Raw genomic sequence first — 18,370 nt, forward strand, 5'->3', positions numbered from 1 at the left:
ACGCCACGCGAGACCGCGACGCCCGGGCGCGGTCAGTCCAGTGCGGCCTCGAGCCGGTCGATGAGGGCTTCGTTCCCGACGTGCAGGGGGACGCGCTGGTGGACGTCGCCGTCGGGCTCGACGTCGAGGAGCGACTGCGTGCCGTCGCTGGACGCACCGCCCGCGGTCTCGATTATGTGCCCGATGGGGTTCCCCTCGAACTGGAGGCGGAGCTTCCCGTCGGGCGCCGACTCCAGCGACGGGTACGCGAAGACGCCGCCGTACTCGACGACCTGGTTCACGTCCGCGATCATCGCGCCGCCGTACCGGAGCTTCAACTCTTGCTCTATCTCGCGAACGTACGCCTCGAAGTCGTCGTGCCAGTCCGGAACGCGGCCGCCGAACCCGTAGACGACGGGGTCGTCGGGGACCGTGACGTCGGCGTCCCTGACGCGGCGGTCGCCGTCGACGACCTCGTACTCGGTGACCTCGTCGTCGCGCGCGACCGTCATCGTCGTGATAGGGCCGTAGAGGACGAACGCGCTCGCGACGAGGTCGCGGCCCGACGCCGGAATCGAGCCGTCGTACACCGCGAGGATGGTCCCCATCGCGTTGTTCGACTTGAGGTTCGACGACCCGTCGAGCGGGTCGACCGCGACCGCGAGCGCGCCGTCGGCGTCCGCGTCACCGCTCGCGGAGTCGCCAGAGCCGGTACCGGAGGCGTCGCCCGCGGAGTCGCCAGAGTCAGTAGCGCCGACGGCGACCACGCCCGTGCGTTCCTCGCTCGCGTACTCGACGACGCCGTCGATGCCGCCGAGGCGTTCCTCGAGGAGCTGGTCGGCGTACACGTCCGCGGCGAGCTGGCGTTCACCGCTCTCGTTCTCGGTGTCCTGGTAGCTGCGTCGACCGACCAGCCCCTCGCGAATCTCGGGCGTGGCGCTGGCGAGCGCGTCGAGGACCGCGTCGACCGTGGTCTCCATCGTCGCGTGCATCTACTGGACTGCGTCGAGCGCTTGCTCCGCGGACTGTTCCTCGAAGATGACCTTCTCGAGCGCGTCGAGGATCTGGACGGGGTTGTCGCGCTGGAAGACGTTCCGGCCGACCGCGAGGCCCTTCCCGCCCGCACTGATGCACTCCTCGACCTGTTTGAGGAACGCGTAGTCGTCGCTCTTGGAGCCACCACTCATGACGACCTTCGTCTTCCCGGCGGCGTCGACCGCCCACTCCATCGCCTCGGGCGTTCCGGGGTACTTGACCTTCGCGACGTCGGCGCCGAGTTCGAGCGCGAGACGCGCGGCGTACGCGATGGTCTCGGGGTCGCGGTCGCTCCGGAGGCCCTGCCCGCGCGGGTACGACCACATCACCATCGGGAGGTCGTGCTCGCGTGCCTTCTCCTGGGCGTCGCGGAACTCCTCTGCCATCTCGATCTCGTTGTTCGAGCCACCGTAGAGCGTGAACCCGAGCGCGTCCGCGCCGAGTTCCTCCGCGGCGTAGTCCACCGAGCAGTTCACCGCCGAGTCGGGTTCGCCGCGCCAGAGGTTCGACGTCCCGTTGAGCTTCGCGAGGAGGTTCACGTCGTCCTCGTAGCTCGGGTAGTACGCCTCGGCGACGCCCTTCTGGACGGCCATCGCGGTGACGGCGTCGTGGGTGCCGACCTCGAAGACCGTCTCGGGGTCGATGGTCTCGGGGACGGGTTCGAAGTCGACGGGGCCGTGTTCGAGGCCGTGGTCCATCGCGAGGATGAGTATCTTGCCGTCGCGCACGAGCGGGGTGTCGTCGATGGGGAGCATGCTATGCGGGACTCCGCAAACTGACTACTAAGGTTTGACGGTCGTTCCCCGCCTCGTCGACGGTTCCCAATCCGGTAGGAGCCGGCTTCTCCAGGCAGGAATCGCTGGAATCGAGATTCTGGAAACTGACTACTGGTGTAGTTAATAGTACTTAAACCGGGGTTGCGGGGTCAGTCCGCGAGTTCGCGCGCCTGGAACCGCCACGTCCGCACCGCCATCACGTTCATCTCGAGGAGGTCGGCGACGGTGCTCGCGGAGGCGAACGCGAGCTGGCGGACCGAGGTCACGCCGACGTCGGCGAGGTCTTCGGCGTCGTCGGGGCCGACGCCGGGGACGGCGGTGACGGGCGTCGGGCGGTCGCGGTCCGCCCAGACGTCCGCGGGTTCGCGCTCGACGGGGTCGTACTCGGGGACGCCCATCTCCTCCCAGTCGCTCGCGCTCGCCGCCACCCACTCGCGCTCGCCGTCCTGGAGGCCGGAGACGTCGGCGGAGCGGTCCTCGATGCCCTCGCCGAATCGCGTCGAGTACGGGAGGCTGAACTCGCGGCGGAGCGCCGTCGCCGTGTCGGCGTCGACGCCCGCCGAGAGGAGGTCCCTGTAGCTCACCGCGCGCTCGTGGACGTCAACCGCGTCGACGTCCGCGTCCGCCATCGCGCTGGCGTCCGACTCGTCCACCCCTGGGAGCGCGGTCCGGTCCACCACTGCCTCACCCACCCCGCGCTCGGACTCCTCGCTGGCCACGTTGTCCAACCCAAGACGGGGTATCGCTTCAATGTTGGCACTCGCAGAATCGAACTTACACTTTCCTCACTAGTTCGCGCCAGTTATATTTCAGAATCCAAATCGGTTTTAGTTGAGACAGCACCGTCCAGCCAGATAGAAGCCGGCATACCTCCTCGCTTTCGTCTGCTTTTTCCGAAACTAGTTGGCACTTGCCTTCAGATACCAATTACATTATATTTAAATAATTGGTCCGGATTTCGAACTGTATGCATCGACGAGATGTACTCAAGGCGGTAGCTGGAACGAGTGTGATAACGAGCGTCGCGTCGACGGCCACGGCTGAGCGGTCGGACGGCCCGAGCACGGACGTCCGGTACCGCGGCACCCGCATCTTCGAGTACGAACCCGAGCGCGACGGGGTCGCGTACACGGAGAAGTTCCGGAGCAAGGAACTGCGGTCGACCGTCGGCCGGACCGTGGTCACCATCGACCGCGGGGTCGTCGCCGAGCGCGAACTCCCGGAGCGATACCGCGACCGCACGTCCGCGTTCAGCGTCGAGTTCGAGGACGTCGCGTACCTCGCAACCATCGAGACCTTCGCCGAGAAGGAAGCCGATATCAAGCGTCAGGCGAAGTCGTCGTCCGAACCGACCGTCTCGTCCATCGACACGGTCCCGCTGTACTCGTACTCGGACACGTCCACGGACCTCTCCGAGCGCACGGGCCCGATAAGCGTCATCTGGGACACGTTCCGCGACGCGGACCAGATACAGTACGAGATGCAGAACCTCGACGTCTGGTCGGGCAAGTGCTGGTGCTCGGCGCTCCCGAGCAAGGACCGCTACGTCATCCTCGACGACGGGAGCACGCCCGCACAGCACGCGGGGTTCGCGAAGGGCACCGGCTACCTCGGCGCGCAGTGGCACGCCCGCCTCTGGGACCTCCCGGACGGCCGCGTCGTCGCGCAACCCCACTACGACACTGCGGACCACTGTCAGATAGCGCTCGAGTGCGACTTCCGTTTCGACGAGACGCGTGACAAGGTCGTGGACTCGTTCACGTCGAACGTCGGCGATTACAGCGCCGACATGCAGTGGGCCGGCAACGGCGACGGCTACACGGACGACGAGAGCGCCGATGGCTGGGCAAAGATTATAACGCGGAACTGATAGGTACTACGTATGACTGCTACCGTCGACTCCACGTCGGTGAACCGGGACGACCTGGTCCGCGTCGCCGTGGCCACGGTACTCGGCGTTCTCGGTATCTACGTTGCCGTCGTCGCGGCCGACGCCCTCCTGCACGGGTCCGTGTCGCGGCCGGGAGACGCGGTGCTGGTGCCGTTGCTCGGCCTGCACGCGCTCGTCGTCGGCATCTGGTGCGGGCTCCGGGACATGTCGGAGAACAGCACGGTCGTCGTCAGCACCAGTTACGTCGTCGCCCTCGTGGCACTGATGCCGGTGGCCGAGTTCGTCGAACCCGTCGGCGCGCTCACCGACCCGAACCTCCCGCTGCTCGCGGTGCTGTTCGTCATGGTGCTCGGCGTCGTGCAGGGACTCTCGTACGTCGGGTATCGAGTCGGCGGCGCGCTCGCGGACTGACGCGGCGACGAGCGAACCTCCCACATTTTTACTGCCGTTCGGCGAACTACCGCTCATGGTACGCACACTCGACGACGTGGAGCGCGTCGGCGTTGTCGGCGCCGGCACGATGGGCAGCGGCATCGCGCAGGTCGCGGCGCAGGCGGGCTACGACGTGACGATGCGCGACATCGAGCAGGACTTCGTCGATTCCGGGTTCGAGACCATCGAGGACAGCCTCGACCGGTTCGTCTCCCGCGACAGCATCGACGCGGACGAGAAGGCGGCTATCCTCGACCGTATCTCGGGGACGACCGCGCTCTCGGACCTCGCGGACTGCGACGTCGTCGTCGAGGCCGCCCTCGAGGAGATGGACGTCAAGCAGAGCATCTTCACGGACCTCGAGGACGCCGTGGACGACGAGTGCCTGCTCGCGACGAACACGAGCACGCTCTCGATCACGACCATCGCGAGCGCGATCGACAGCGAGGAGCGCGTCGTCGGCCTGCACTTCATGAACCCCGTGCCCGTGATGGAGGGCGTCGAGATCGTCGAAGGCGAGAAGTCCAGTAGCGAGGCGCTCGACCTGGCGCACGCGTTCGCGGAGGACCTCGGGAAGACGACGTGGGAGTCCGACGACAAGCCGGGGTTCGTCGCGAACCGCATCCTGATGCCGTGGATCAACGAGGGCATCCGCGCGTTCGACGAGGGCGTCGCGACGAAGGAGGACATCGACACCGGGATGGAACTCGGAACGAACGTCCCGATGGGGCCGCTCACGCTCGCGGACCACATCGGCCTCGACATCTGCCTGCACGCCAGCGAGACGCTCCACGAGGAACTCGGCGACCGCTACAAGCCCGCCTACCTCCTCAAGCGGAAGGTCGACGCCGGCGACCTCGGGAAGAAGACCGGCGAAGGCTTCTACGAGTACGACTGAATCTCGTTCAGTCGTCGTCAGTGGCTGTGGTGGCAGCAGTGGTCTCGAACATCTCGCGGGGGTACTCCTCATAGCCCGTTCCGGTGACTGCGAGCTTCGAACTCGTCTCCAGCGTGAACTTCGGGACGACCCAGGGGGCGTGGTCATCGATGAGTTCCTTTGCATCGGCAACGACGTCCGTATCGGCGGCTTTCGCAGCGACCAGGTAGTCGCTTCGCGTATCTGTCCCGCCAACGATTGTCTGTTGGTTGTTCGCATCGATCTGCACAGTTTTCGAGTATGGGACCGGTTTCCCGCCATCGGTCACGCCAAGCTCGAACGTCCGCGTCCGCTGTGTCTCGTTTCGTGCGATGTATCCCGCGACGTTCAGCCACTCGTCACGGTTGTTCGACGAGAGGCAGCCGGCGAGTCCACACGCGACGGCCGACCCTGCAGTCGTCAGTAGCTGTCTTCGCGAGGTCATGTTGGGCACGACCTAGCCGTCGGACAAATGCTTCGTGGTGTTTCTGGCCGCAATTATCGGGGAATGACACGGGGAGCGGACCGCTCCAGTTCGTGGCCGGTACAGTCGGCGTTTCACTCTGGCGTGGTTTCTTGTCAGTTCGGGGAGACGGTCGAGTCGTGACTCGCAGGTTGGTCCCCGTGGTCGCCGTGGTCGCGGTCCTCGCGCTCGTCGTCGTCGCGCCGGCGCCAGCGGCCGGCGCGCACCCGCCGGTCCCGCTCTGTGGCGGGTGTACTGGCGGGTTCGAGGACGCGGCCGCGGACCACGGCGCGAACGCGACGGTACAGCGAAGCGAACTCACGCTCCGCTTCCACGAGAACGGCACGGCGACCGGGGAGGCGACGCTCCGCGTCGACGAGCGCGCCGCGAACCGCTTCCACGAGAACGCGTCGCTCCTCGACGCGGTCGCGCGGGACGCGTTCGTCACGCCCGAGCGGAGCGAGCGCTCGCACTGGGTGAGCGGGGCGGTCGTCCAGGGCGTCGAGAACGTCCGCGCCGGTATCGACGACCGGACGGTGACGGTCCGGTTCGCGCTCGACGACGTGGCTCGCGACGGCTACGGGGGCGTCGTCTATACCGACCTGTTCCGCCGGAACGGCACGGTCGGCGGTATCGACCTCCAGGTCGACGAGGCGACGGTCCTCGGGCCCGACGACCACGTGATCGTCCGCGCGCCGGACGGCTGGGGCGGGGACGCGATACGGTTCGTGGCGACGGACGGCTCGCGGTTCGTCGGGTACGGCGGGTACGTCGCGTGGGCGCCCGACGCCGGCGCGGCGAGTTACGTGAGCGCGGCGGCGAGCATCTGGACGTCGGAGGCGAGCACGGAGGTTCCGCGCGTGCTGTCGGTATCCTGGATCGCCGGGGTGCTCGCCGGCGCGCTCGCGGGGCTGTTCGCGCTCGTCGCGCACCGGTTCGACGGCCCAGAGTGGGACGACGCGGCGTGGTCCTCGCCTGGCCGCCTCGCGGTCGGGTACGCCGCGGCCACGGTCGCCGGCCTCGCAGTGACGTACGTGGCGCTCGCGTGGTTCGGGCTCGGCGGCCTCGGGATGACGGTGCTCGCGACCGTTCCCGGGGTCGTCGTCGCCGCAGTCCTCGCGGGTGCGCTCGCGGTGGTCGGCGGTCGCGTCCGGCGACCGGTCGCTCGACTCCCGACCGCGGTGCTGTACGTCCTCCCGGTACTCGCCGTCGGGTCGTTCGCGGCCGCGGTCGCGGCACCGGGGACGGCGGCGCTCTGGGCGTCGTCGACGAGCGTCCTCCTCCTCGGCGCGCTCGGCGTGGCGACGACGCGCGGAATCCGTCCGACGCTCGCGGTCGCGGTCGCGTTCGCGCTCGCACCCGTCTGTCTGGCGTTCCCGACGCTCTCGCCGTCGAACTTCGCGCCGCCGCTCGGCCTCGCGTGGGTGCTGGTCGTCGCGCTCGTCGGCGTGCCGCTGTTCGCGCTCGGCCGCCGTCGCGGCGGCACGGAGCGGCGCGGGTCCGGAGAAGGCCCCGCGGCGACCGCCGACTGACTCAGAGGTATCCGGCGCGGTCGGCGAGCAAGAGCGGCGTGAGCGTCCACCCGGTCGCCTCGGCGCTCGTCGCGACCCCCATGGCTTCGTCGGGGTCGACGACGTGCACGTCCAGGAACTCGTCCGCGTCCGGGTCCGCGCCGTCTGGGGTCGGTTCGACGTCGGTCGCGACCGCGACCGCACGGCGGACCCTCGCGACGCCCATCGGTCGGTACGTCTGGAGGACGTGGACGTTCCGACTCTCGACCGCGTACCCGGTCTCCTCGCGGAGTTCGCGACGCGCCGCTGACTCGAAGGACTCGCCGTCGCGCACGCCGCCGGCGGGGCACTCGACGCACGCCTCGCCGAACGTCGGCCGGTACTGCTCGACGAGCACCACGTCGCCGTCGGGCGTGAGCGCGACCACCGCGACCGCCTCTGGTGTGTCCTCGTCGCCTGCGTCCACGTACGCGTGCTCGTCGCGGACGCCGTCCGGGCGGACGAGGCCCTCGCGGACGAGCGCCAGCGAGCCCGCGGTCGCGACGCGCTCCTCGTCCCCGTCGTGCTCCCACTCCTCGACCATGCCTGATGACACCGGGTTCTCGGACAAGACACTTACCGTCGCCGGGCGCACCGCGTTGGTATGAGCGCCCTCCATCGCGCTATCGCGGTCACGTTCGCGGTCCTCGCGGTCGCGAGCGTCCTCGCGCCGCTCGCGGTCGTGCCGGCGACGGCGAGCACGCCCCCGGACCCGGTGTGTCCGGTGTGTGCGCGCCACGTCGAGTACGCGAGCGACGACGCGGGCGTCGAACTCGAGGTCGTCGAGAGCGAGGTCGTGATGCGAGTACAGGACGACGACAGCGCGCGGTTCCGCGCTCGCGTCACGGTCACGAACGACACCGCGAGCGCGCTCCGCGGGAACGAGAGCGCGGTCGACGCCGTGGTCGACGAGGCGTTCGAGTACCGGTACGTCGGCGACGAGCGCGGTGCGCGGAACGTCACGGCGTCGTTCGCTGGCGACGAACTCGTCGTCGCGTGGACCATCCCGGACGCGGCACGCAGCGGCCCTGGTGGGACGACGATACTGACGCTGTTCGGCGAGTCACGGGTGGGCGTCCAGCTGAACGCGGACCGCCTCGTCCTCTACGGCGACGACGACGCGCGCGTCGTGAACGCACCGCGCAGCGGCGTGGTCGAGGACCTCGCGGCGACCGGGAACGGGTCGCTCGACGGCGAGCGCGTCGTCTGGAACGGGAACGCGGACTACGACGCGCCCGGGCACCTCGAATCGGGGACGTACGTCGCGTTCGCACCCAGCGAGGGCGTCGTCGCGAGTGCCGGCGGCGAACTCGGCGTCGCGCTCGCCGTGGGGCCGGCGATGCTCGGCGACGCCGTGATGGCGGGCGGCCCGAGCGCGCTCGTGCTCGCCGCGGCGCTCGCCGCGTGCCTGTTCGTCCTCGGCGGGAGCAGTGATCCGGCGCGAGACGCCCGCTGGCTCGCGGTCGTCGCCGCGCTCGCGGTCGTCGGAGGCGGCGCGTACGCGCTCGTCGACGGCTACGGCCCGCTGCTCGACCGGAACCTGGAACTGCTCGCGCTCCCCGCCGGCATCGCCGCGTTCGGCGCGCTCACCGCGCGCGCTCCCGCGGTGGCGAACCTCCGCGAGGCCGCGCTCCGCGTCGCCGGCACCGTCGGCGTCGGCGGCGCCATCGCCGTGGCACTCTCCGGGTCCTTCGTGAACGTCGTCGTGGCGACGTTCACCGTCGCCGTCGGCGGGTTCTACCTCGTCGGCGTCTACGACGGGCGCGTCGGCTGGCCCGTCGCCGCCGTCACCGCACTCGTGCTCGCGACGCCCGTCCTCGCCGTGCTTCCGGCCACGCCCGTCGGCGGATTCGGTCCCGGGTTCGTCGCGTTCATCGTGACGCCCGTCGCGCTCGTCGCCGCGCTCGTCGGCGTCGTCGCGTACCGCATCGGCGCCGGCAAACCGGTGACCGGCGAACGCGTCGTCGAACGCGCCCAGACCGCCTGAAGCGGTCGCGTCGAACCAGCACCGAAGCCGCGAGAATCAGTACTTCCGCGCGAACGTCAGGTAGCCGGTGTGGCCGACGCCGCCGGTCGCGGGTCGGCTCCCGCGGTCGTCGAAGTCCATCGGTCGCTGGATGGTCTCGTCCGTGCGGGCGTCCTGCAGGCCCGCCTCGCGAGCGGCTTCGACGGCTTCGCGGGTCTGTTCGACGAACGGCGAGTACACCGCGACGAACCCGCCGTAGCGCAGGACCTCGGGCGCTCGCGCGACGACGTCCGCGGCGTCGCCGGTGTCGAGCGTGAGGACGTCGTAGGACTCGTCGGCGTGCGCGTCCAGTTCCTCGGTGAGGTCGCCCGTACGGACGTCCACGTTGTCGTCGACGCCCGCGAGCCGCATGTTCTCGCGAGCGACGTCCGCGAACTCGGGGTCGCGCTCGTACGTCGTCACGTCCGCGCCCATGCGGCCGAGGTACGCCGACAGGACGCCCGTGCCGGTTCCGGCGTCGAGCACGCGATCACCTGCTGCGACGCCGGTATTTCCGACGACGAGGCCGACGTCTCGCGGCATCATCGGCGCGCCGGTGCGCTCGAAGTGCTCGAAGAGGTCCGGGCCGCGGAGCGGCCGGACCGTGAACGTCTCGCCGAGATGCGTCTCGAGGACGTCGCCGTGTTCGACGTCCTCGGGGACGTCGAGCACGCCCAGGTCCGTGTGGAGTTCGTCCCCGGGAGCGCGGAGGTACTCGCGGTCCTCGTGGACGAGGAGGACGCTCACTCTTCGAGCTCGGAGACGGCCGCGGCGAGGTCGCCGTCGTTCGCCTCCAGGGCCTCGCGGGCCTGGTCCTCGGGGACGCCGGCGCGCATCGCGACGAGCTCGACGTCGTCGTCCGGGATGCCCGCATCGTCGGCGTCGCCGTCCGCGTCGCCGGACTCGACTGCGGGCGCGTCACCGCCGCCCTTCTCGCGGGTGTCGGGCGACCCGACGACCTGGTAGGTCTCCTGGCCGCGAGCGTCCATCTTCGTCACCTGCGCGTCCGAGAAGTACAGCTCCTCGTCCGCGGTCCGGATGATGACCTCCTCGACGTCGAGCTCGTCGACGTCGATACCCATCTGCTTCATCATCTGCTGCATCTTGCGCGGGTTCATGCCGCCGCCGCCTCCTCCAAACATACCCGAGAGTCCTGCGTCGACGAGCAAAAGAGTGACGAACGGTCGCGTCCGGGTCGAAGACGCCCGACGGCGCGCTCGCGGCTCGTCGGGACCGCTACTCGTCGGCGCCGTCGCGCACCTGGACGGCCATCCCGGCGTCGAAGTCGAGCATGGCGTCGGCGGGGAGTTCGGCGCGACCGACCGCGAGGACGTCCCCAGAGTCCTCGTGGACGACCGCGACCTCGTCGTACGGACGGATCTGGGGGTCGGCGTCGGTGACGAACTTCGCGAAGACGTTCTTGCCGTCGCGGACGAACGGTTCGCTCTCGTCGCCGACGACGACCTGGTAGGCGTCGTCGCCGAGGCCGGCGACGAGGCGGCGGCCGGCTTCGATGCCGAGCGTGTACCGGCCGTCGGTGCCGAGCGTGACGAGGCGGTCGTCGCCGACGGCGACCTGCTCGATGCGGCCGCTCGACGTTCGCTTCACGTCGTACTCGTCGTCGGCGGGGAACAGCGCGTCGCCGGCGCCGGCGCCGAACTGGTAGTCGGCGACGGTTCGGGCGCGGGCGGCGTCCGCGAAGGCGTCCGTGGTCATGGCGAGGCGTTCGCGAGTGCGGACCGAAAGGGTGTCGAAGCGACTCGGCGGGTCCGTGGTGACCGACGACCGACAGAATATCACGTTCGTTCACGATTCATCCTGGTCTTGCATGAGACGCGGTAGCATATTTCTCAGGTATTTCGAGAGAGAAAGATATAACCTTGGAGAACCGCACTAGGCGTGTACGCATGGACACAACGAAAGTCGCACTCGGCGCGCTCCTGCTCGTTGCGAGCACGGCAGCGCTCTTCGCACTCAGCCCGACGGACAGCGTCCTCCCGCTCCTCGTCGGAGGCGTCGCCTCCCTGACCATGGCAGCGGGCGCACTCCTCGTCGGAACGTCCGGCGAAGGCCGCCCGGTCTGAGTCCTCTCCCTTCTCGCTGCACGCAACACGCTCGATAGCACCCGCGCTGTCCGTCGAGCACTCGTGCTGTCCGTCGAGCACTCGTGCTGTCCGTCGAGCACTCGTGCTGTCCGTCGAGCGGTCGCGGTGCGAACGACGCCGCGCTCAGAGCAGGAACGTCTCGTGGCGTTCCTCGAGGTCGATGAACTCGTCGACGGCGTCGACGAGGTCCTCGCTCGTCGACGTCTGGAAGCCCATCGCTTCGACGCGCACGCCCTCGTGGCGGAGGTGACTGCAGAGCCGCGAGAAGTCGCCGTCGCCCGTGCAGAGGACGACGGTGTCGACGTGGTCCGCGAGCGTGACCGCGTCGAGGCTCATCCCGACGTCCCAATCTGCTTTCTTCGACCCGTCGGCGAACGTCTTGATGTCCTTGATCTTCGTCTCGAATCCGATGTCGACGAGCGCGTCGAAGAACGACTCCTCCTCCTCGTGGTCCGCGCGGATGACGTACGCGATGGCGCGCGTCAACGTCCGGTCCTGTACGGCCTTCTCCAGCAGCGACGAGTAGTCGATGTTCCGCGTGTACTTCGATTGCGCCGTATGGTAGAGGTTCTGGGAGTCGGCGAGCACCGCGACGCGCTGGCCGGGATGGATGTCGGTCATGCCTCGAACTGCGGCCGTCTCCCTGAAGGGTCTTGCTACCGACCCGGCACCAGCGAACACCCCGCATCCACGACCCCGCATAGCAGCGCGCCGTGTGAGCACGAACCACGGTATCGCTGGGTGACACGGGCACTTTCTGCGGTCGGCACAAACATTATGCCACTCGGTCCCCCTCGAATCTCATAATGCGGCGTGACACCTCGCGACCGGTTCGCTCCCGGCCCGAGAGTGCCACAGCTGGTTTTACATTCGGCAAACGGACGCGATAGCCGCTCGCAGCGGGCGTAGCACCCCCGTTCCGGGCGATACCGACGACCCGAATCGCGTCCGACATCGAACGCCGACATCCGCAATCCGACAGCCGAACCCCACGTAATGACAGACCACATCGACCTGCGCGGCGTCTACCCCGCGCTCACCACGCCGTTCGCGAGCGACGGCAGCATCGACTTCGAGACACTCCGCGAGAACGCCCGACGCGTCGAAGCCGCTGGCGTCGACGGCGTCGTCCCCGTCGGTTCGACCGGCGAGTCCGCGACCCTCACGCACGACGAGCACGTCGAGGTCGTCGAGGCGGTCGCCGACGCCGTCGACGACGTCCCCGTCATCGCCGGTGCGGGCTCGAACAACACCCGCGAGGCGCTCGACCTCGGCGAGCGCTCCGTCGAGGCGGGCGCGGACGCGCTCCTGCTCATCTCGCCGTACTACAACAAGCCCGAGCAGCGCGGCCTCCGCGCGCACTACGAGACGCTCGCCGACGAGATCGACGCGCCCCAGATCGTGTACAACGTGCCCTCGCGGACGGGCCGGAACATCGAGCCCGATACCGCGGTGGCGCTCGCCGCCCACGAGAACATTGTGGGGTTCAAGGCCGCGTCCGGCGACCTCGGCCAGATAACGGAGATCGTCGAGCGGACGCGCGACGAGGAGTTCGCGGTGCTCTCGGGCGACGACGCGCTCACGCTCCCCATCTGCTCGATGGGCGGCCAGGGCACCATCTCGGTGGTCGCGAACGTCGAACCCGAGCGGACGACCGCGATGGTCGGCGCCGCGCTCGCCGGCGACTACGAGACCGCCCGAGCGATCCATCACGAGCTCGGCGAGCTGAACAGGGCGCTGTTCTGGGAGACGAACCCGATTCCGGTCAAGGAGGCGATGCACATTCGCGGGCATCACGCGCCCGAGTTGCGGTCGCCGCTCGGCCGGCTCGCGCCGGAGTACCGCGACGACCTCGCGGCGGTGCTCGACGACCTCGACGACTTCGAGCGCGAGCAGTACGACCGCGGTGACGGCTCCGCCGACGACCAGCTCGCGGAGGTGGATTCCTGATGCGCGTGGCGGTCACGGGCGCGACCGGTCGCACCGGCGGCGAGGTGCTCGAGGAAGCCGTCGCCCGCGGGTACGAGGTCGTGTTCGCGACCGCGCGGAACCCACCGGCATCGCCCGCTCACGGCGTCGACGTCGACGCGAGCGAGGATTTCGAGGCGCTCGTCGACGAGCACGAGCCGAACGTCGTCGTGGACTTCACGGGCCCCGACTCCTGCGTCGCGTACGCCGAGGCGTGCGCGGACGCGGGCGTCGCGTTCGTCACCGGAACGACCGGCCTCGGCGACGACCAGCAGGCCGCGCTCGAGGCGGCGAGCGACCATATTCCCGTCCTGCAGGCGGCGAACTTCGCTCGTGGCGTCCAGGCGTTGCTCGCGCTCGTCGGCGACGCGGTCGCAGCGCTCCCGGGGTACGACGTCGAACTCGTCGAGGCGCACCACAACGGGAAGCGCGACGCCCCGAGCGGGACCGCCGAGGCGATGCTCGACGCGGTCGACGACGCCCGCGAGCGTCACGACGTCGACGCCGGCGACGCTGCCGGCGAGCGCGTGCACGGACGCGAGGGCGAATCGCTCCGCGAACCGGGTGAGGTCGGCGTGCACTCGCTGCGCGCGGGCGACGTCCCCGGCGAGCACGAGCTCGTCGTCGCCGGGAACCACGAGGAGCTCCGCCTCCAGCATCGCGCGACCGACCGCGGCGTGTTCGCCGCGGGCGCGCTCGACGCCGCCGACTGGCTCTCCGGGCGCGACCCCGGCTTCTACGCGTTCGAAGACGTCGTCGCCGCGGGGTCGGCAGATATGGTCGGTACCGACGACGGTCAAGTACCCGGGGACGCTGGAGGGGAGCAATGAGTCTGGAAGCCGACGTCGCCGACCTCTGGGCGCGACACGAGGCCGGTGACCTCGACGCGGACGCGCATCACGTCCACGACGTCCTCCACGAGTTCCTCGACGCGCTCGAAGCGGGCGACGTGCGCGCTGCGGAACCGACCGGCGACGGGCCGGGTCGCTGGGAGGCGAACGCGTGGGTGAAGCAGGGCATCCTCCTCGTGTTCGCGACGCACGGCATCGACCAGTACGAGTACGGCGGCGTGACGTACAACGACGTCCTCCCCTTGCAGGATACGAGCGACTACGGCCAGCGTGGCTCGCGGAACACGCCCGACGGTACGGTCGTCCGCACGGGCGCGCACGTCGGCGCGGACTGCATCCTCATGAGTCCGAGCTTCGTCAACATCGGCGCGTACGTCGGCGACGGGACGCTCGTCGACTCCTGCGACACCGTCGGCTCGTGCGCGCAGATCGGCGCGGACGTGAAGCTCGGTGCGAACACGCTCATCGGGGGCGTGCTCGAGCCCGTCGAGGGGACGCCGGTCGTCGTCGAGGACGGCGTCTCGCTGGGCGCGGGCTGCCGGGTCACGTCGGGGTTCGTCGTCGGCGAGAATTCGGTGGTCGGCGAGAACACGCTCCTGACCCCCAGGATTCCCGTGTACGACCTCGTCGACGACGAGGTGTACTACGGCGAGCTCCCCGCGGAGCGCCGTGCGTTCCAGCGGTACGTCGAGTCGAGCGTGAGCGACGAGGACCTCATCCCGGGGGCGGCGTACAAGCCCGCGGTCGTCGCCACGGACCTCGGCGAGGAGACCCTGGAGGCGACCGAGCGCGAGGAGGTACTTCGAGAATGAGCGAGGAGTCCGCGAGCCGAACGGGCGACGACGGCACCGGCGAGTCCGGCGCTGTGTGCGACGGCGCTGGCGAGTCCGGCGCCGCGTGCGACGGCGGTCCCGAAGTGCGACGGCTCGCGGACTGGGACGCCGACACCCTGCTGGACCTGCGCCGCCAGTACGGGAGCCCGAGCTACGTGCTCGACCTCGACCGCGTGCGCGAGAACTACCGGCGGCTCGCCGCGGCGTTCCCGGACGCGGCCGTGCACTACGCCGCGAAGGCGAACGCGCTCGGGGACGTCTTCGAGGCGCTCGACGACGAGGGCGCGGGCGTGGAGTGCGCGAGCGCCGGCGAGGTCGTCCGCGCGCTCGACGCCGGCGTCCCGAGCGACCGCGTGCACTACACCGCCGTGAACCCACCTGCGGTCGACCTGGACACGGTCGTCGAGTTGTGGACCGACGGCGTCGCCGCCGACCTCACCGTCACCGTCGGCGCCGAGGACACCGTCGCGCGACTCGCGACCCGCGGCTACGACGGCCGCCTGTGTGTGCGCGTCAACCCCGGCGTCGGCGCCGGTCACCACGAGAAGGTCCAGACCGGCGCGAACGCGAAGTTCGGCGTGCCGCGCGACCGCGCGCTCGACGTAGCCGAGACCGCCACCCAGGCCGGCATGGACGTCGTCGGCGTGCACGCCCACGCCGGGTCGGGCATCCACGACGCCGACGACCTGGACGCGCACCGCGAGATGGTCGCGCGCGTCGGCGACGTCGCCCGCGAGTTCGACGCCGCGCACGACCTCGAGTTCGTGGACGTCGGCGGCGGCCTCGGCGTCCCCTACCGCGAAGCCGACGCACCACTCGACCTCGACGCCGTCGCGGACGCCACCCGCGACGCGCTCGGCGACGTCGACGCGCAACTCGTCGTCGAACCCGGCCGCTACCTCGTCGCCGACGCCGGCGTCCTCCTCACCGACGTCAACACCGTCAAGGAGACCCCCGACACCACCGTGCTCGGCGTCGACGCCGGCATGACCACGCTCGCGCGCCCCGCCATCTACGGCTCGTATCATCCGATTCGAAACGTTACCGCAGGGGGTGACGGTCGCGGCGAGGTGCGTGCGACCGTCACCGGCCCCATCTGCGAATCGAGCGACGTCTTCGCCGAGGACCGCCCGCTCGCCGAACCGGTCCGCGGCGACGTGCTCGCCATCGGGAACGCCGGCGCGTACGGCTACGAGATGGCGAGCAACTACAACACGCGGCCGCGGCCCGCGACCGCAGTCCTCGAAGACGGTTCGGCGTCGCTCGCGCGACGCCGCGAGACGCTCAGCGACATCACGACTCTGGAACTATGAACGTACAGCGACACACCCATCACCGACGCAGTCACGCCCCGCTTCGACCCGAACAGCCAGCGAACCACGAACTCGCGACCGACGCCAGCACCCGCCGCGGTGCGCGCGGAGGCGAGCGATGAGCGTCCACGACGAGGTCGGGTTCGAGAAGTACCACGGCACGGGGAACGACTTCCTCGTCGTGGACGCGAACGAGTACGTCCCCGACCGTGCCGCGTTCGCGACCCGGCACTGCGACCGAGCCGACGGCGTCGGCGCGGACGGCGTGCTCTTCCTCGCGCTCGAGGACCGCTTCGACCCGCCGCGGGTCGTCATGACGCTCGTCCAGCCCGACGGGTCGACCGCGGCGATGTGCGGGAACGGTGCGCGCGTCGCCGCCGAATGGGCGATGGAGCGCACTGGCGCCGCGGACGTCATGATAGACACGCAGGCCGGGACCCGGCACGCGCGCCGCGAAGGCGACGACGTCGCCATCGAGATGGGCGAGCCGCGCTTCGAGCCGGAGGTCGTGCCGCTCGCCGACGAGTACGACGAGCCGATGCTCGGCGAGGACCTCGAAGGGTACGCCGTGACCGCGTTGAACACGGGCGTCCCGCACGCGGTCGCGTTCGTCGACGACGTCGACGCGGTGGACGTCGACGCGGTCGCACCGCCGATCCGGAGTCACGACGCGTTTCCAGAGGGCGCGAACGTGACGTTCGCCTCGCGGCGCGAGGACGGCGGGTTCGACCAGCGGACGTACGAGCGCGGCGTCGAGGGCGAGACCGCGTCGTGCGGGACGGGTGCGGTCGCGATCGCGGCGGCGGCGCGCGTCCGGGACCGCATCGCGGCGGACGTCGTGCACGTCTCCCCGCCGGGCGGCGACCTCGTCGTGTCGTTCCCGGAGGACGGCGCGGCGACGCTGACCGGGCCGGTCGCGCACGAGTTCGACGGCGAGGCCGCGGCGACCGTCGACCGCGTCGAGCCGCAGCCGTGACCGCAGGCGACGACGCGTCCGCTGGCGGTGACTTCGACCCGGTCTCCTTCCTCGTCTCGCTCGCGTCGTTCGAGACCCACGAGCGCGTCGACGACGCCCGCGAGTACCTCGTCGAGACCATCGACGAGTACGCGGCGTCGGGCGTGGACGCGACCGTCGACGACGCGGGGAACGTGCTCGCGACGACCGGCGACCCGACCAGCGGGCCGCACGTCGTCCTGAACACGCACGTCGACACGGTCCCGCCGGACGTCCCGTTCGAGCGCGACGGCGACGTCCTCCGCGGTCGCGGGACGTGCGACGCCGGCGGGCCGCTCGCGGCGCTGCTCGCGGGCTTCCTCGCAGTCGACCGCGTGGTCGCCGCTCACGAGCGGGAAGACGCCGGCGACCGCGACGAGAACGACGACCGCGACGCGTCCGTCGCGGGTGCGGTGACGCTCGCGGTGACGCCCGACGAGGAGACGCTGAGCGAGGGCGCGCACCACCTCGTTACGGCCGGCGGGACCGCCGATGCGCCCGCACCAGTGGCGGCCATCCAGGACGCGGACGCGTTCGTCGTCGGCGAACCCACCGACCTCGCGGCGTGCACCGCCGCGAAGGGCCGGTTCCAGGGGACGCTGACGCTCCGCGGTGAGAACGCGCACGCCGCGGAACCCGATTCCGGGACGAACGCGGTCGCCGCCCTCGAGGACGCGCTGGGGGCGGTCGGGACGTTCGACGATCGCGCCGACGCGCCGCCGGTCCACGACCAGCTCGGCGCGGCGACGCTCACGCCGACGGTCGTCGACGGCGGCACCGCGACGAATCAGGTGCCGGCGAGCGCGAGCGTCGTCCTCGACCGGCGGTCGGTCCCGCCGGAGACCGCCGCCGGGTTCCGGGACGCGCTCCTCGCGCACCTCCGCGAGGCGGTCCCGGGTGACGTCGGCGTCGAGTTCGCGTTCACGGAGCGCGAGACGCCGTTCCTCGAGGCGTGGGCGACCGACGAGGGAGCGCGGGTCGTGGACGCGCTCGTCGACGCCGGCGCGCGCTCGCCGCGACCGTTCGGGGCGGCGACCGAGGCGTCGTACTTCGCCGCGCTCGCGCCGACCGTCGTCTTCGGGCCGGGCGTGCTCGCGGACGACGACGGCGCCGTCGCGCACTCCCCGCGCGAGTACGTCCACGCGAGCGACGTCGAGCGCGCCGCCACCGTCGTCGCCGACGCGCTCCACGCACTCCTCGACTGATCTGTTTCTTCGACGACGGCCCCGAAACCGCCCAGGACGGCTGTCTCGGCCTCT

At 70.3% G+C, this 18,370-nt stretch carries 21 protein-coding genes; 12 read left to right on the plus strand and 9 right to left on the minus strand.

Translation table 11 applies throughout. The features are described from left to right. Positions 1–32: 32 nt before the first annotated feature. The 3 genes from VYJ16_RS00215 to VYJ16_RS00225 all read right to left on the minus strand — a co-directional run bounded on the left by VYJ16_RS00215 (position 33) and on the right by VYJ16_RS00225 (position 2,509). Positions 33–959, minus strand: coding sequence for a class 1 fructose-bisphosphatase (locus VYJ16_RS00215; RefSeq protein WP_336348310.1), 927 nt, complete (start codon positions 957–959; stop codon positions 33–35). A gap of 12 nt (positions 960–971) precedes the next feature. Further along, positions 972–1,769: a class I fructose-bisphosphate aldolase gene (locus VYJ16_RS00220; protein ID WP_336348311.1), complete on the minus strand. Its 798-nt coding sequence runs from the start codon at positions 1,767–1,769 to the stop codon at positions 972–974. 170 nt (positions 1,770–1,939) lie between these two features. Then, positions 1,940–2,509 carry a DUF7409 domain-containing protein gene (locus VYJ16_RS00225; protein ID WP_336348312.1) on the minus strand — a complete coding sequence of 190 codons (570 nt, stop codon included), beginning with the start codon at positions 2,507–2,509 and terminating at the stop codon, positions 1,940–1,942. A gap of 248 nt (positions 2,510–2,757) precedes the next feature. Here VYJ16_RS00225 and VYJ16_RS00230 point away from each other — a divergent pair, with 248 nt between their 5' ends. The 3 genes from VYJ16_RS00230 to VYJ16_RS00240 are packed head-to-tail and all read left to right on the plus strand — an operon-like array spanning position 2,758 to position 5,011. Next, positions 2,758–3,660: a hypothetical protein gene (locus VYJ16_RS00230; protein ID WP_336348313.1), complete on the plus strand. Its 903-nt coding sequence runs from the start codon at positions 2,758–2,760 to the stop codon at positions 3,658–3,660. Positions 3,661–3,672: 12 nt separating this feature from the next. Next, the gene (locus VYJ16_RS00235) at positions 3,673–4,092 is read left to right on the plus strand and encodes a hypothetical protein (protein WP_336348314.1); all 420 of its coding nucleotides are present in this window, start codon (positions 3,673–3,675) and stop codon (positions 4,090–4,092) included. Between the two features lie 55 nt (positions 4,093–4,147). Further along, on the plus strand, positions 4,148–5,011 hold the full coding sequence (locus tag VYJ16_RS00240; RefSeq protein WP_336348315.1) for a 3-hydroxyacyl-CoA dehydrogenase family protein: 864 nt from the start codon (positions 4,148–4,150) through the stop codon (positions 5,009–5,011). A 7-nt stretch (positions 5,012–5,018) separates the two neighbouring features. On the opposite strand, the gene VYJ16_RS00245 is transcribed toward VYJ16_RS00240, so the two are convergent. Next, entirely contained in the window at positions 5,019–5,474 is a 456-nt protein-coding gene (locus VYJ16_RS00245) for a hypothetical protein (RefSeq protein ID WP_336348316.1), read from the minus strand. A gap of 158 nt (positions 5,475–5,632) precedes the next feature. Here VYJ16_RS00245 and VYJ16_RS00250 point away from each other — a divergent pair, with 158 nt between their 5' ends. Further along, positions 5,633–7,024, plus strand: a complete 1,392-nt coding sequence (locus VYJ16_RS00250) for a hypothetical protein (RefSeq protein WP_336348317.1) — start codon at positions 5,633–5,635, stop codon at positions 7,022–7,024. Position 7,025: 1 nt separating this feature from the next. Here VYJ16_RS00250 and VYJ16_RS00255 read toward each other — a convergent pair whose 3' ends face one another. Beyond that, positions 7,026–7,586 (minus strand): NUDIX hydrolase, encoded by a 561-nt coding sequence (locus tag VYJ16_RS00255; RefSeq protein WP_336348318.1) that lies wholly within the window; start codon positions 7,584–7,586, stop codon positions 7,026–7,028. 60 nt (positions 7,587–7,646) lie between these two features. Between VYJ16_RS00255 and VYJ16_RS00260 the strand changes: the two genes are divergently transcribed. Then, the gene (locus tag VYJ16_RS00260) at positions 7,647–9,029 is read left to right on the plus strand and encodes a hypothetical protein (protein WP_336348319.1); all 1,383 of its coding nucleotides are present in this window, start codon (positions 7,647–7,649) and stop codon (positions 9,027–9,029) included. Between the two features lie 36 nt (positions 9,030–9,065). On the opposite strand, the gene VYJ16_RS00265 is transcribed toward VYJ16_RS00260, so the two are convergent. The 3 genes from VYJ16_RS00265 to VYJ16_RS00275 form a co-directional block, all read right to left on the minus strand. Continuing rightward, positions 9,066–9,794: a tRNA (adenine-N1)-methyltransferase gene (locus VYJ16_RS00265; RefSeq protein ID WP_336348320.1), complete on the minus strand. Its 729-nt coding sequence runs from the start codon at positions 9,792–9,794 to the stop codon at positions 9,066–9,068. Continuing rightward, positions 9,791–10,189, minus strand: a complete 399-nt coding sequence (locus tag VYJ16_RS00270) for a nascent polypeptide-associated complex protein (protein ID WP_336348321.1) — start codon at positions 10,187–10,189, stop codon at positions 9,791–9,793. Before VYJ16_RS00270 ends, VYJ16_RS00265 begins: the two co-directional genes overlap by 4 nt. 94 nt (positions 10,190–10,283) lie before the next feature. Then, positions 10,284–10,763, minus strand: a complete 480-nt coding sequence (locus VYJ16_RS00275; RefSeq protein WP_336348322.1) for a PUA domain-containing protein — start codon at positions 10,761–10,763, stop codon at positions 10,284–10,286. Positions 10,764–10,954: 191 nt separating this feature from the next. Here VYJ16_RS00275 and VYJ16_RS00280 point away from each other — a divergent pair, with 191 nt between their 5' ends. Continuing rightward, a complete protein-coding gene (locus VYJ16_RS00280; protein ID WP_336348323.1) occupies positions 10,955–11,131 on the plus strand; it encodes a hypothetical protein in 177 nt (58 codons plus the stop codon). Positions 11,132–11,275: 144 nt separating this feature from the next. Here VYJ16_RS00280 and VYJ16_RS00285 read toward each other — a convergent pair whose 3' ends face one another. Then, complete coding sequence (locus tag VYJ16_RS00285; RefSeq protein ID WP_323675184.1) at positions 11,276–11,773, minus strand: LabA-like NYN domain-containing protein; 498 nt, start codon at positions 11,771–11,773, stop codon at positions 11,276–11,278. Positions 11,774–12,148: 375 nt separating this feature from the next. Here VYJ16_RS00285 and dapA point away from each other — a divergent pair, with 375 nt between their 5' ends. From dapA to VYJ16_RS00315, 6 genes are all read left to right on the plus strand, one after another. After that, positions 12,149–13,102: a 4-hydroxy-tetrahydrodipicolinate synthase gene (dapA, locus tag VYJ16_RS00290; RefSeq protein WP_336348324.1), complete on the plus strand. Its 954-nt coding sequence runs from the start codon at positions 12,149–12,151 to the stop codon at positions 13,100–13,102. After that, complete coding sequence (gene dapB, locus VYJ16_RS00295) at positions 13,102–13,950, plus strand: 4-hydroxy-tetrahydrodipicolinate reductase (RefSeq protein WP_336348325.1); 849 nt, start codon at positions 13,102–13,104, stop codon at positions 13,948–13,950. Before dapA ends, dapB begins: the two co-directional genes overlap by 1 nt. Further along, positions 13,947–14,783 (plus strand): 2,3,4,5-tetrahydropyridine-2,6-dicarboxylate N-succinyltransferase, encoded by an 837-nt coding sequence (locus tag VYJ16_RS00300; protein WP_336348326.1) that lies wholly within the window; start codon positions 13,947–13,949, stop codon positions 14,781–14,783. The genes dapB and VYJ16_RS00300 overlap by 4 nt, the downstream gene beginning before the upstream one ends. Then, the gene (lysA, locus tag VYJ16_RS00305; RefSeq protein ID WP_336348327.1) at positions 14,780–16,117 is read left to right on the plus strand and encodes a diaminopimelate decarboxylase; all 1,338 of its coding nucleotides are present in this window, start codon (positions 14,780–14,782) and stop codon (positions 16,115–16,117) included. Before VYJ16_RS00300 ends, lysA begins: the two co-directional genes overlap by 4 nt. Positions 16,118–16,235: 118 nt before the next feature. Then, the gene (gene dapF / locus VYJ16_RS00310) at positions 16,236–17,093 is read left to right on the plus strand and encodes a diaminopimelate epimerase (protein ID WP_336348328.1); all 858 of its coding nucleotides are present in this window, start codon (positions 16,236–16,238) and stop codon (positions 17,091–17,093) included. Further along, positions 17,090–18,316, plus strand: a complete 1,227-nt coding sequence (locus VYJ16_RS00315; RefSeq protein WP_336348329.1) for a M20/M25/M40 family metallo-hydrolase — start codon at positions 17,090–17,092, stop codon at positions 18,314–18,316. Before dapF ends, VYJ16_RS00315 begins: the two co-directional genes overlap by 4 nt. The last annotated feature ends 54 nt before the right edge of the window (positions 18,317–18,370 follow it).

Origin of the sequence: Halorubellus litoreus (assembly GCF_037081675.1) — an archaeon.
GTDB lineage: Archaea > Halobacteriota > Halobacteria > Halobacteriales > Natrialbaceae > Halorubellus > Halorubellus litoreus.

What these genes read in the sequence shown, in the direction of transcription:
- VYJ16_RS00215 (WP_336348310.1), bottom strand. Translation starts at nt 959, where the DNA reads ATGGAGACCACGGTCGACGCGGTCCTCGACGCGCTCGCCAGCGCCACG.
- VYJ16_RS00220 (WP_336348311.1), bottom strand. Translation starts at nt 1,769, where the DNA reads ATGCTCCCCATCGACGACACCCCGCTCGTGCGCGACGGCAAGATACTC.
- VYJ16_RS00230 (WP_336348313.1), top strand. Translation starts at nt 2,758, where the DNA reads ATGCATCGACGAGATGTACTCAAGGCGGTAGCTGGAACGAGTGTGATA.
- VYJ16_RS00235 (WP_336348314.1), top strand. Translation starts at nt 3,673, where the DNA reads ATGACTGCTACCGTCGACTCCACGTCGGTGAACCGGGACGACCTGGTC.
- VYJ16_RS00240 (WP_336348315.1), top strand. Translation starts at nt 4,148, where the DNA reads ATGGTACGCACACTCGACGACGTGGAGCGCGTCGGCGTTGTCGGCGCC.
- VYJ16_RS00245 (WP_336348316.1), bottom strand. Translation starts at nt 5,474, where the DNA reads ATGACCTCGCGAAGACAGCTACTGACGACTGCAGGGTCGGCCGTCGCG.
- VYJ16_RS00255 (WP_336348318.1), bottom strand. Translation starts at nt 7,586, where the DNA reads ATGGTCGAGGAGTGGGAGCACGACGGGGACGAGGAGCGCGTCGCGACC.
- VYJ16_RS00260 (WP_336348319.1), top strand. Translation starts at nt 7,647, where the DNA reads ATGAGCGCCCTCCATCGCGCTATCGCGGTCACGTTCGCGGTCCTCGCG.
- VYJ16_RS00270 (WP_336348321.1), bottom strand. Translation starts at nt 10,189, where the DNA reads ATGTTTGGAGGAGGCGGCGGCGGCATGAACCCGCGCAAGATGCAGCAG.
- VYJ16_RS00275 (WP_336348322.1), bottom strand. Translation starts at nt 10,763, where the DNA reads ATGACCACGGACGCCTTCGCGGACGCCGCCCGCGCCCGAACCGTCGCC.
- VYJ16_RS00280 (WP_336348323.1), top strand. Translation starts at nt 10,955, where the DNA reads ATGGACACAACGAAAGTCGCACTCGGCGCGCTCCTGCTCGTTGCGAGC.
- VYJ16_RS00285 (WP_323675184.1), bottom strand. Translation starts at nt 11,773, where the DNA reads ATGACCGACATCCATCCCGGCCAGCGCGTCGCGGTGCTCGCCGACTCC.
- dapA (WP_336348324.1), top strand. Translation starts at nt 12,149, where the DNA reads ATGACAGACCACATCGACCTGCGCGGCGTCTACCCCGCGCTCACCACG.
- dapB (WP_336348325.1), top strand. Translation starts at nt 13,102, where the DNA reads ATGCGCGTGGCGGTCACGGGCGCGACCGGTCGCACCGGCGGCGAGGTG.
- VYJ16_RS00300 (WP_336348326.1), top strand. Translation starts at nt 13,947, where the DNA reads ATGAGTCTGGAAGCCGACGTCGCCGACCTCTGGGCGCGACACGAGGCC.
- lysA (WP_336348327.1), top strand. Translation starts at nt 14,780, where the DNA reads ATGAGCGAGGAGTCCGCGAGCCGAACGGGCGACGACGGCACCGGCGAG.
- dapF (WP_336348328.1), top strand. Translation starts at nt 16,236, where the DNA reads ATGAGCGTCCACGACGAGGTCGGGTTCGAGAAGTACCACGGCACGGGG.